Source organism: Algoriphagus lutimaris, assembly GCF_017051705.1.
Taxonomy (GTDB): Bacteria; Bacteroidota; Bacteroidia; order Cytophagales; family Cyclobacteriaceae; genus Algoriphagus; species Algoriphagus lutimaris.
This window is the reverse complement of sequence record NZ_JAFIDJ010000001.1, coordinates 229813-241935: the sequence shown is the minus strand read 5'-3', so window position 1 is coordinate 241935 and position 12123 is coordinate 229813. Positions and strand designations below refer to the sequence as shown.

Genomic DNA, 12123 nt, shown 5'->3' with positions numbered 1-12123 from the left:
ACAAATCCATTTGGTTGAGAAAGAAAAAAGAATCCTTCCATCAAACACGAGGTTTTGAATCAAGATTTCTCTGTCCAATTTTCCTCATCCTAAAATGAAGAATCTTAATTCATATCTCTTACATCTTATATCTTACATCCTACATCATAAATCCCCTTACTCACTACGAAGGGAATTGACCGGATTGGCAGAAGCTGCTTTAAAGGCTTGGTATCCTACAGTGATAAGAGAAATCAAAATCAATAGTACGCCAGACCCTGCGAAAATCCACCAACTCAAATCCGTCTGATAAGCATAGCTTTGCAGCCAATTATTAGCGAAATACCAAGCAATCGGAACTGCGATGATGATCGAAACCATAATCAAAGCAACAAAGTCTTTGGAAACCAAAGTCAGCACGCTCATCAAGGAAGCTCCCATAACTTTCCGCACTCCGATTTCCTTTTTACGCTTTTCGGCAGTGAAGGCAGCCAATCCAAAGAGGCCAAGGCAGGAAAGGAAAATGGCTGTGGTACCGAAATATTTGGCTAAGTTTGAAGCTCTTTGCTCTGAAGCATACAAGGACTGATAATCCTCATCCATAAAAGAGTAGTTCAAAGGTTGTCCCGTGAATTTTTCATAGACCTCGGATATCCCTGCTATACTGGCTTGTTGATCATTGGACTCAATTCTCACCATCACCTTTTGAGCAAATGCTGGATCGTATTTCAGAAATGCAGGTTTAACAGTTTCTTTTAAAGACTCAAAATGGAAATCTTTCACCACACCAATTACCTCTTTGTCTTCACCCCATAGATTAACGATTTGACCTACAGGATCTTGAAAACCGATGGTTCTCACGGCAGCTTCATTTAAAATGATTTTTTGATCCTCATCCCCAAATTCTGGAGAGAAAGCACGGCCTTCCGCCATTTCAAATCCCATGGTTTCGATCAAGCCCATGTTTACCGTTATATTTTCAAACTTCACTTGTTCCTCAGGATCTTTTCCATCCCAGGTCAATCCGATCGTGGAACTAGCAAGCCCTACCAAAGGGTGCGATAAACTGGAAGCATTACTTACCCCTAGGACTTTCCTAGTTTCTTCGAGGTAGGTATCCAATTGATTTGGAGCAATTCCAGAAGCATTCAGTTCCAATAAATGCGCTTGATTGTAACCCAGATTTTGATTTTGGATATAGTTCATTTGCTTACTCAAAACCGAAATACCAATAATGAGTAAAAGGGAGATAGAAAACTGAAAAACCACTAATCCTTTTCTTGCCAAAAGTTCTCCAAAACTTCCTTTTAGATTGGACTTCATCACTTCTATAGGCTTAAACCTGGAAAGGTAAATAGCTGGATAAATCCCTGCTAATAACCCTGTAATCAACCAAATACTAAATAGAATCAGTACTACATCTGGCTGAAATGTTAGTACAAGTAACTTAGAGGTAACTTGATTAAAAAATGGCTGCAATAGAAAAGATACCAAGACTGCCAGAATTAAAGCAAAAAGCGTAAGCATTAAAGATTCAGTAATAAATTGAGAGAACAAACCTCCCCTACTGGCTCCCATGGATTTTTTCACTCCTATTTCCTTCAGCCTGCTCATGGATCTCGCGGTACTTAAATTCATGAAATTAATACAGGCAATAAGCAAGATAAAAAGGGCAATAGCAGAAAATATTTTCACATAACTAATCCTTCCTCCGGCAATTTTGCCATCTTCATATCTTCCATATAAATAAGCATCTCCAAATGGCTGAACAAATACCGAAACATTGGATTCAGCTTCTTTATTTTTAATAAAATCGGTGATTTGCCCATTAAAACTGGCAATATCAGTTCCCTCTTTTAACAATAAACTGGTTGATGCATTGAAATTGTCCCAATGTGCTCCATCCCCTAGCATTTGCTTAAAGTAGGGAAATGACAACAAAAAATCAGGCTTGGTCACATCCAGCTTACCAAAATCCTCATAGACTCCAGTAATCTCCACCTCATTGGTAAAATCAAAAACCTGCCATTTCAATGATTTCCCTAAGGCCAGTTGAGGGCTTCCAAAAAGCTTGGTCGCCAGAGATTCTGAAAGGGTTACTGAATTAATATCTTCCAGAGCCTTATCTGGATTTCCGACAAGGAAGTCCACATCAAAAATTTGGAAATAATCCTGGTCCACAAAAAAACCATCCCCCTTCATTTTAGTATCCCCTTGTTCAAAGGAAACCCCTTCAATAAAAGGAGAAAAGGCAGTAGCTTTTTCCACCTGAGAAAGTTCAGCCTTCATGGCTTCTGCCATTTCAGCAGGCGTGTAATTGATTGTGACAATCCCTGTAGAATTATCATGATTAGTCATCACCGTCACGATCTGATCTAGCCGGGAATGGTAGCGATTGATACTCAACTCATCCTTCACCCAAAGCAAAATCAAAATGACAGTAGTCAAACCTACAGTCAACCCAAGAAGATTGATCACAAAGGTATGTTTGGACTTCATGAAGCTTCTAAAGGTCAATAATATTTGATGACGTAGCATGGGGAAGTTGGTTTAGTTTAAGGTGCTTTTTCGTCATTGCGATCCCGATAATCGGGAGAAGCAATCTCGCCATAAGAAATCAATCCCTCCTTTTCAGGATAAGTACTTCTTTAAAACGAGACTGCTTTGTCATTCCTCCTCGCAGTGACGGATTGCGCTTCGAGCTTTTTACACGTGAAACTGCTCACGAATATTTTCAGTCACCACCTTACCATCAAATAAGTTGATCGTTCTGTGGGCATAGTTGGCATCATGAGGAGAGTGAGTTACCATCACAATGGTAGTTCCTTCATTATTTAACTCTTCCAATAAGCGCATTACTTCTTCACCATTGGTTGAGTCCAAATTACCTGTAGGCTCATCGGCAAGGATTACAGAAGGTTTTGCGACAATGGCTCTGGCAATCGCAACACGTTGCTGCTGACCACCGGAAAGCTGCTGTGGGAAGTGATTTCGACGGTGCATGATGTTCATCCTTGTCAAAACTTCCTCCACTCTTGTTTTGCGCTCATCTGCAGGGATTTTCAAATACAATAGAGGTAGCTCTACGTTTTCAAAAACTGTCAGTTCATCGATAAGATTAAAGCTCTGAAACACGAATCCGATATTCCCTTTTCTCAAGGACGAGCGTTGTCTTTCAGAAAACTTGGCAACTTCCTGATCCAAGAAATAATATTCACCGGCATCTGGATTATCCAACAAACCAAGAATATTTAAAAGGGTGGATTTACCACAACCGGATGGCCCCATGATAGCGACAAATTCTCCTTTTTTAATTTCGATCTGGATACTATCCAAAGCAGTAGTTTCTACCTCTTCGGTAGCATACATTTTCCTAAGATTGACGGTTTTGATGACGTTTTCCATATGGTGTTGTTATTGCCCGATGTCCGAAGTCGCTGATCTGACTCGGCTCAATCAGTGATTTTAGTATTTATTTTATTTTTTGATTTAACTATTTCTATCCTAATTATTAGATGACAAGAATCTGGTTTTGGTTGCATGGGGTCACATTATATCCATGACATCTTATTCCTCACTTCTCATCTCTTTTTTCAAACTTCACATTTCTATTTCAGCTCCAGCACTTCGTTATCACCGAAATTCTCATATCCAGATACAATCACCCTTTCTCCCTCTACTAAACCTTCCAAAACTTCATAATACTCAGGATTCTTTCTTCCCAAACGGATATTTCTTTTCTCAGCATTTCCAGCAGAGTTCAAAACAAATACCCAGTTTCCTCCGGTATCTTTAAAGAAGCCTCCAGTAGGTAGCAATAAGCTTTGTTCGCTGTCACCTAACTCCAGCCTGATTCTTACACTTTGACCACGTCTGATCCCTTGTGGACTTTCTCCTGTAAAATTCATATCCACTTCGAATCGGCCATTGGTAATGGTTGGATAGATTTTCATAATCTCCAATTCATGGTCTACACCACTCAACGTAAATTTACCTCTTAGCCCTTGCCCAATTCTTGGCAGGTATAATTCATCGATCGGAACTCTCACTTTAAACTCGTCCAAGACATCGATTTGCCCATAACGCTCTCCCGAGTTGATTGCTTGCCCTACTTCAATCTGCTCCATGGCCAACTGTCCAGCAATTGGAGCCTTGATTACCAGATTATCCAAAATCCGACCTACTCCATTAAGAGAAGCATTCATTCTACTTTCTGACTGCCTAAGTTGAGCTAGCTGATATGCTCTTGCGATAGAATCACTTTTATAAGATGCATAAGTAAGCTCCTTACGCTTCAAATTATATTCATACTGCTCAGCGACTTCCTCGAACTCACGGTCTGAAACCAGGTTTTTCTCATGAAGCTCCTTGAATCGTTTATATTGAGGCTCCAATAAACTGATCTGGTAATCAATTTCAGCCAATTGCCCTTGTTGACTCAAATCATTTTGATCTAAAAAGAGACGAGTTTGTCGCAGGTTATTGATTTGCTCATACAACATCGTTTCACGCTGCATAACATCCAATTGTAGATTGGAGTTAGCCATAATCAAAATTGTATCACCCACATCTACCAAGGCTCCGGACTCCCTAACAATTTCGGCAACCATCCCACCTTCTACAGCATCTAGGAAAAAAGTCTGTGCAGGTTCTATTTGGCCAGAGACCAAAATATAATCTGTAAACTCTCCTTTACTTACCGTAGCAATACTTAACCGATCTCGCTCTACATTCATGGTAGAACGGTGATCCGCAAAGCCTATTTGATAAATAATTCCGAAGAGCAATGCTGCTCCTCCAACAATCCATGCAATCCTCCTGGGCGTCCAGGTCTTCTTTTGTATTTTTCTGTCCATTGTGTGTATCTGCCATTTTCGGCTATACCCTTTATGCCAAATGGTATGCCATCAAAAAAATAGCGTTCTCAGGCTTATATTGGAGGTTTCACCTTTTTTGAATTTGGATCTCCCGAACATTTTTGTTCGCAGGCGAACAAAACTCATTCAACTTTCTTATTTTTATCAAGAGTGGATAACTGCCCCGAAAAGAATTAATATGGCCTAATTATCGTCATAGGGCTGGATTTGATTTTAAATTATTGTAAATGTAGAATTCGGTATGCTTTTGGAACACTACAGTGCAGTTATTTGAATAAGGCGAAAGCCTACATATTATTCTTTTAAACCCAACAAATAAATGAGTGAGCAAAAAATTGGTAAAATTCTCATTATTGATGACAATGAAGACCTACTAAAAGCTGCCAAGATTTTTCTAAAAAGACATTTTGCGCAAGTAGATACTGAAACTAACCCAGACCTACTTCCTATTTTGACTCACAATGAGCAATATGACGTGATCATGCTGGATATGAACTTCACCAAGGATGTGAGTTCCGGGCAGGAAGGTTTTTATTGGCTTGACCGAATTCTAGAATTAGACCCTTCCGCTGTGGTGGTATTGATAACTGCCTATGGCGATGTCAACCTTGCTGTAAGAGCAATCAAGGAGGGAGCCACCGATTTTGTCTTGAAGCCATGGGAAAATGAACGCTTGTTGGCCACCCTTAATTCTGCGCTCAAATTACGCCAGAAAAAACTGGAAGTAGATTTACTGAAAGACCAGAAGCAAACACTTCAGGCGGACATGGACCGCAAGTTCAGCGAAATTATCGGTCAAAGTGCGGTCATGCAAAAAGTCTATGAAACCATTGAACGAGTAGCTTCTACCGATGCAAATGTTTTGATCTTAGGCGAAAACGGTACCGGAAAAGAATTGATTGCCAGAGCTATTCATAGACATAGTAGGAGAAATAAAGAGGCTTTTGTAGGAGTAGATCTTGGCTCCATCACTCAATCCCTCTTTGAATCGGAATTATTCGGTCATAAAAAAGGCTCCTTTACAGATGCCAAAGAAGACAGAGCAGGAAGATTTGAACAAGCACATAAAGGCACCCTCTTTTTGGATGAAATCGGAAATTTACCCCTTCCTTTACAAGCCAAATTACTCGCGGTATTACAAAATAGACAGGTCACCCGTGTGGGAGCGAATCGAGCCATTGATGTCAACATTCGTTTAATTTCGGCTACTAATATGCCAATACACAACATGGTATATGACAATAGTTTCCGTCAAGATTTATTATACAGGATCAATACAATTGAAATCCAGCTTCCTCCTTTAAGGGAGCGAGATGACGACATCATGTTGCTGGCCAATCACTTTATTGCCTTTTATGCCAAGAAATACAATAAGGATGTCAGAAAAGCTTCAGAACCTTTGATCAAACGGATGATGAAGTACCATTGGCCTGGAAACATCCGGGAACTTCAACATAGCATTGAAAGGGCAGTCATTATGAGTAATCATAATGTGCTTCAGCCTGAAGACCTATTCCTGCAAAAAATGCAGCAGCCGGAAAACAAGGATGAGTCAGTGAGTTTAGAGCACTTAAATATTGAAGATGTAGAACGAATTTTGATTCGTAAAGCCCTTCAGAAACATAATGGACATATCACTAGAGCCGCTGAGGAATTAGGATTGACTCGCTCCTCACTTTATCGTAGACTGGAAAAATATGGTTTATAAGCGGTTTTCGATAGGCGTAGGATTTAGGATTTTCCTGATTATTCTATGCCTATACCTAGGTTTATGGCTTTACTATAGGCAAGATTTATGGCTAGCCCCAGGGATTTTGGGGCTGATAGCCTTGATCCAAATAGGCGAGCTGATTTACTATGTCAACTCCATCAATCATAAGCTTGCCCGATTTCTAGACTCCATTCGTTTTACTGATTTCTCCAGCTCCTTTACTTCGGATAGCCAAATGGGAGGTTCCTTTAGAGAAGTTAACATGGCATTTAATGAAGTCATGAACGTTTTTAAACAAACCAGGGCTGAAAAGGAGGAACAAATGCTGTTTCTTCAAGTGATTATCCAGCATATCAACTCGGGGATTATCTCTTTCAATTCCGAAGGCAAAATCGGAGTGATCAACAATGCCGCAAAGCATTTATTACAAATCCCTCAGTTTCGGGATATTTCTGATTTAGGCAAACTTTCTACTTCTTTATTAGAGCAGGTCATGGAAATGAAACCTGGTCAGCGAATCTCTTATCGGGTTAATCCAAACCTACACTTGATCATTCAGTCCACCTCTTTAAAAATGGGAGGCCAAAGTTGGACGTTGCTGTCATTACAAAACATCAATGCGGAACTTCAATCCAACGAATTGGAAGCATGGCAAAACCTTACCAAAGTGTTGAGACATGAAATCATGAATTCCATCACCCCTATTTCAAGTTTGGTAGATTCATTGAGCACTATTTTAGAAGAAGACTCCTACGTGCAAAAAGAAGGGTTTTTGATCAAGAAAGACGGCTATCAAGACATACAGGAAGGATTGGAAACCATCGCCAACAGAAGCAAAGGCTTGGTGGCATTTGTCAATGCCTACAGGGATTACACCAATATACCAACTCCTAAAAAGGAGCTGATTTCTGTTAAATCATTGTTTGAAAATGTCCTCATTTTAATGAAGGAGGACCTGAAAGTGTCGGATGTTAAAATTGTGACAGAAATCATGCCTGAGGACCTTGAAATCAATTGTGATCCAGATCAAATCGCGATGATTTTGATCAACCTCGTAAAAAATGCCAATGAGTCATTACAAAATCAAGAAGAAAGAACCATTTGGCTGTCTGCCTTATCACAGGGTGATATGGGAATAATGATACGGGTGGAAGATCACGGCCCGGGAATTATTCCAGAGGCACTCGAACGAATATTTGTTCCTTTCTATACCACTAAAAAAACAGGGTCAGGAATTGGTTTGGCGATTTCAAGGCAAATCATGAACCTTCATAGGGGAAGTTTACAAGTGACTTCCACCCCAAATGAAAAGACAGTCTTTACCCTAAATTTCAGATAACTATCAGTTGTATAATGAGGAATAATAATCGGTATAGTAATTATACACGACGGGCGTTTGCCGATACAGATCCCTTAATCTTTTAAAAACAAAAATAGACTGAGCGATCAATTCCTTTTCATTATTTACCTCTATTGAAGCCAATCCCCTATTTTCTACACTGAATAAAAGCCCAGAAGGGCCGATTATATCATAGCCTTCCTTTTTCTTCTTCTTTTCAAAATTGAAAACTTCACCATCTGTAAAAGTCAAGTTTGCCAACTGGAAGCTATTCAGACTTTTGCCTTCTGCTAACACTTGATCAGACTCCAAATCGATAATTTTACATTTTTTGCTGCTATTATTCAGCAATATCCGGTAAGATTTCGACCCTACATTTAGATCTGCATACTCCAGACTTTTTTCAACTCCCAGATTTGCTATTTCTTCCCCCTCTGTGACCAAAGGAATATTGATTTTTGGCAGTTCCCAATTGGATTGTTGTGCATTAGAAGAAATAAAATTACCTATCAATAAGGCAATTATAAATATTGACTTTTTCATCGCTAGGAAAATCTGGTGAACAAGTGATTGTTACGCTTTTACCTCCTTCTAAGTTCTTATTCAAGAGTAAGCAATCTACTTTTCTTTCACAAACTCTTTTAGGTGACAACAAACTTTTCAAAATTACCCTGTACTGGGTATTTTATAGTAGATCAAGTATTTGTAACTTATATACAAAAAAAAGAGGATATGGAAGAAAATATCATCACCCAAACCCAAATAGCTTTTCACAATTTGAATGGACTCATCAATGGTATTGCCATGGATGGGCATATAACAAAAAGTGAATTCGATGCACTCAAATCCTGGTGTCAAACCCATGACGGTTTGTGCTCAATTGATCCATTCAAGGATTTTCATGAAGAGGTAAAAGAAAAAATCAAAAGTGGTGTCCTGGGCTCAGAAGAAATAATCGAACTGAAAGAAATAATTGCGAAATATTCTCCCTCTTTTGAAGAAAAGGATCAAATCAAAGCAGACCTGCATTTCTTACAAGGAGTTTGTTATGGAATCATGGCAGATGGAGACATCAACCAATTTGAGTTAAATCTGCTACAAAAATGGTTAACTGATCACGATCACTTGAAGGATATTTACCCTTTTAATGAAATTACCGCTGTGGTAAAAAAAGCCATAGATGCTGGCAAAATAGAACAGGAGGAGTACAAATACCTTACCAAGTATTTCTTGGAGTTTCTGAAAATTGATTAATTAAATCCTAATTCTAAAATCTCAAGATTATCCCATTGAAAGCCATGCCATGGCCTTCAATGGGATAATCATTTTGGTTATCTTTTAAATTGAATGGAATATATATTAAAAGTGGACCAAATCGATATTCCAGAATCCGTACGTAGAATTAGATAAATATCTGTCGGTGCCGTCATTTTTGAAATTGGAATTTCTACCGTTAAGAACTGCTCATCTTTTGGTTTCTGAGAATTGTCCACCAATCTGGACTCCCCAATAAGCTCTCCTTCTACACTCCCTGCTCTTACTTCCAACTTTCCTGAAATTCTTCCTGGCTCTACTTCCATTTCCAACAAGGAAATACCACTAAGATCCAATTGATCAAATTTAATGTAAGCTCCCTTTTCGGTAAACTTCACGAAGTGAGAGTTATTCTCATTGGATTTGGCCACATGTATAAATTCATCCGCACTGGTAGGTGATAGTGTTGGGTTTCTTAATACCAGCTGTTTAGATGACTTCAAAGGTTTGATACCATTGGCTCCTTGATCTTCATAGGATGCCTGAATTAAATAATATGATTCACCAGTGCTTGAAGGATCTATCTGATAGATTCCTGCCAAAGGAAGGGTTCTTTCTTTGAGGGTAGGATCGGCAATGGCTAAAATAAAATCCACCATTTCCTCTATCTCATTTTCATCTAGATGGACGTGGCCAGGCATCTCTGTATCACCCCAAACTCCTGCACCTCCCTTGATTACTTTATTCACCAAATAGGCTTTTGCTTCTGGCTCATTTAAATACTTCTGGGAAACTTGTGTATAGCTAGGACCTACTGACTTATCAGCAATCCCATGACAGCCTTTACATCCAGATTGATTGATTAAAGTCTCCCCTAAGCTTAGCACTTCTTCTTGATGACCTGTTTGAATGAGATCAAAGCCTCCTTCCATGTAATCAATGCTAAATTCAATTTTTGAATCATTGATTTCGGCATCTTCTTGATCTGAAACCAATACCTCATAAGAGACCTGATCGCCAGCGAAATAAAAGCTTTGGTTCCCATTCCAATCTATGTCTACCACTGGAGCTTCATTCCCTACAAGTATCTCCATGGATTTTTCAGCACTGGCTCCGGAAGGGTCAGTTACGGTCAAGGTAACCGGGTAAACTCCTGGTTTTTCAAAGGTAAAGCTTGGGTTTTTGTCTTGTGAACTTCCTATATCTCCGAATTTCCACTGGTAACTAAGCTTATCACCCTCATCAAAATCCTGAGTCCCTTCAGAAGAAAACTGTACCTGTAAAGGTGCTGCTCCAACTCTTTGATTAGCATTCAGCTGAACCGATGGTTTCCGGTTTCCTGCAGAAAATTCAATTCTATAGACTCCAGAATTATCGTTTTGGGAACGCCAGAAAGTACCATATTCCAAAATATACAATGCTCCATCAGGCCCATATTGCATATCCATGGGCTTGTCAAAATTGGTAGATGGCATGAACCGCTCTAACGTATCCAATTCATTATCTTCCGTAAGACTGACCATAAAAATCCAGTTTCTCATCCAATCATAGAAAATGGACTTTCCGTTGAAATAACCTGGAAATCTCACTTCAGAATCTCCATAATCCTCCCGGTAATAAACCGGTCCAGCCATTGCATTTCTACCTCCTGTTCCTAGCATCGGAAATTCCTCTGACTCATCATAAGGGTACCAGATCAAAGGTTTTTGAGCTGGGGGCAACTGCTGAATTCCAGTATTTCTTGGAGAAGTATTGATTGGGGCATTGGGATCAAATTGGAATAAGGATTCACCTGTAGCGAAATCAAATTTCCAATAGGCTTTATTGTCCCCCACAAAATATGGCCAACCATAAAAACCAGGTTTGGTAGCCAAGTTATATTCATCATGGCCTTTGGGACCTCGGAGAGAATCACTTACCGCAGCATCTGGCCCCACTTCTCCCCAAAAGAGATTGTCATTATGCGGATCGATGGCAATTCGAAAAGGATTCCTGTTTCCCATCACATAAATTTCCGGCCGAGTCCCTTCCGTACCTACCGGGAATAAATTTCCCTCAGGAATAGAATAAGTACCATCGGGTTCTGGATGAATTCTCAAAATAGCCCCTCGCAAATCATTGGCATTGCCCGAAGATCTTTGGGCATCCACATTTTCATCTCTAAACTCACGCTCATCGATCGGATTATAGTTACTGGACTCAAAGGGTGTGGAATCATCCCCTAGGGATAAAAACAAATTACCATGTCGATCAAACTCCAGGGAACCACCAGAATGGCAACAATCTCTGTAAATCGGGATATCTAACAATACCTTTTCGGAAGCCAGATCTACCAGATTATCTTTAAAATCAAATCTGGAAAGTCTATTAATGGTGGTATTAGGTGGGGCATAGTATAGGTAAATCCAATGGTTATTTTCAAAATCAGGATCCTTGGCCAATCCCATCAGCCCGTCTTCCCGCTCTGGATAAACAGGTAAAAACCCAGCCTCTACTAATTCTCCGGTTTCGTGTTGATAAAGTCTGATTTTCCCAGCTCGTTCAATGATCAAAACATCTAGATTATCCAGAACCTCAATTTCCATGGGTTCATTCAATTTCTCAACTAGGGTGACTTTTGTAAATCTACTTTCGTCAGGTTTGACTGTAGCAAATGGGTCTGAATCTTGTTCGGTACAACTACTAAGGCAACCACCTAAAAAAGCCATGACCAACAACCATTTCTTCATAAATTCTATACTTATTTTTTGGCAATGCCCAAGATATAAAATTTAGTTTTGTATAAAATTACCGATGGTGGATTTAAGGACTTTATTCATTGAACTCCTATAAAAAGTTTAACATCAACTTAATTTGTCTATTAGAAGACACATCCACACCCCCTAATTATCCGTATTTTAAGCTAGCCATAAAAAACTTTATCTTTAAATCAAGAATACCAAAACACTAAGAGTGGATTGAAG

General features: G+C 39.4%; 8 protein-coding genes. 3 read left to right on the top strand and 5 right to left on the bottom strand.

The annotated features are described in order from the left end of the window. Window positions 1-156: 156 nt before the first annotated feature. The 3 genes from JYB62_RS00995 to JYB62_RS00985 all read right to left on the bottom strand — a co-directional run bounded on the left by JYB62_RS00995 (window position 157) and on the right by JYB62_RS00985 (window position 4835). Window positions 157-2517 (bottom strand): ABC transporter permease, encoded by a 2361-nt coding sequence (locus JYB62_RS00995; protein ID WP_205643588.1) that lies wholly within the window; start codon window positions 2515-2517, stop codon window positions 157-159. Window positions 2518-2685: 168 nt separating this feature from the next. Continuing rightward, the gene (locus tag JYB62_RS00990) at window positions 2686-3384 is read right to left on the bottom strand and encodes an ABC transporter ATP-binding protein (protein WP_074224837.1); all 699 of its coding nucleotides are present in this window, start codon (window positions 3382-3384) and stop codon (window positions 2686-2688) included. A gap of 203 nt (window positions 3385-3587) precedes the next feature. After that, window positions 3588-4835, bottom strand: a complete 1248-nt coding sequence (locus JYB62_RS00985) for an efflux RND transporter periplasmic adaptor subunit (RefSeq protein ID WP_205643587.1) — start codon at window positions 4833-4835, stop codon at window positions 3588-3590. Window positions 4836-5175: 340 nt separating this feature from the next. Here JYB62_RS00985 and JYB62_RS00980 point away from each other — a divergent pair, with 340 nt between their 5' ends. Both JYB62_RS00980 and JYB62_RS00975 read left to right on the top strand, forming a co-directional pair. Continuing rightward, window positions 5176-6564, top strand: a complete 1389-nt coding sequence (locus JYB62_RS00980) for a sigma-54-dependent transcriptional regulator (protein WP_205643586.1) — start codon at window positions 5176-5178, stop codon at window positions 6562-6564. After that, complete coding sequence (locus tag JYB62_RS00975; protein WP_205643585.1) at window positions 6554-7906, top strand: sensor histidine kinase; 1353 nt, start codon at window positions 6554-6556, stop codon at window positions 7904-7906. The genes JYB62_RS00980 and JYB62_RS00975 overlap by 11 nt, the downstream gene beginning before the upstream one ends. 3 nt (window positions 7907-7909) lie before the next feature. Here the strand turns inward: JYB62_RS00975 and JYB62_RS00970 are convergent, their stop codons facing one another. Then, window positions 7910-8449 (bottom strand): hypothetical protein, encoded by a 540-nt coding sequence (locus JYB62_RS00970; protein WP_205643584.1) that lies wholly within the window; start codon window positions 8447-8449, stop codon window positions 7910-7912. A 189-nt stretch (window positions 8450-8638) separates the two neighbouring features. Between JYB62_RS00970 and JYB62_RS00965 the strand changes: the two genes are divergently transcribed. After that, window positions 8639-9160 (top strand): TerB family tellurite resistance protein, encoded by a 522-nt coding sequence (locus JYB62_RS00965; RefSeq protein ID WP_205643583.1) that lies wholly within the window; start codon window positions 8639-8641, stop codon window positions 9158-9160. Between the two features lie 77 nt (window positions 9161-9237). On the opposite strand, the gene JYB62_RS00960 is transcribed toward JYB62_RS00965, so the two are convergent. After that, on the bottom strand, window positions 9238-11889 hold the full coding sequence (locus tag JYB62_RS00960) for a PQQ-dependent sugar dehydrogenase (protein ID WP_205643582.1): 2652 nt from the start codon (window positions 11887-11889) through the stop codon (window positions 9238-9240). Between the last annotated feature and the right edge of the window lie 234 nt (window positions 11890-12123).

What these genes read in the sequence shown, in the direction of transcription:
- JYB62_RS00975 (WP_205643585.1), top strand. Translation starts at nt 6,554, where the DNA reads ATGGTTTATAAGCGGTTTTCGATAGGCGTAGGATTTAGGATTTTCCTG.
- JYB62_RS00995 (WP_205643588.1), bottom strand. Translation starts at nt 2,517, where the DNA reads ATGCTACGTCATCAAATATTATTGACCTTTAGAAGCTTCATGAAGTCC.
- JYB62_RS00965 (WP_205643583.1), top strand. Translation starts at nt 8,639, where the DNA reads ATGGAAGAAAATATCATCACCCAAACCCAAATAGCTTTTCACAATTTG.
- JYB62_RS00960 (WP_205643582.1), bottom strand. Translation starts at nt 11,889, where the DNA reads ATGAAGAAATGGTTGTTGGTCATGGCTTTTTTAGGTGGTTGCCTTAGT.
- JYB62_RS00970 (WP_205643584.1), bottom strand. Translation starts at nt 8,449, where the DNA reads ATGAAAAAGTCAATATTTATAATTGCCTTATTGATAGGTAATTTTATT.
- JYB62_RS00990 (WP_074224837.1), bottom strand. Translation starts at nt 3,384, where the DNA reads ATGGAAAACGTCATCAAAACCGTCAATCTTAGGAAAATGTATGCTACC.
- JYB62_RS00985 (WP_205643587.1), bottom strand. Translation starts at nt 4,835, where the DNA reads ATGGACAGAAAAATACAAAAGAAGACCTGGACGCCCAGGAGGATTGCA.
- JYB62_RS00980 (WP_205643586.1), top strand. Translation starts at nt 5,176, where the DNA reads ATGAGTGAGCAAAAAATTGGTAAAATTCTCATTATTGATGACAATGAA.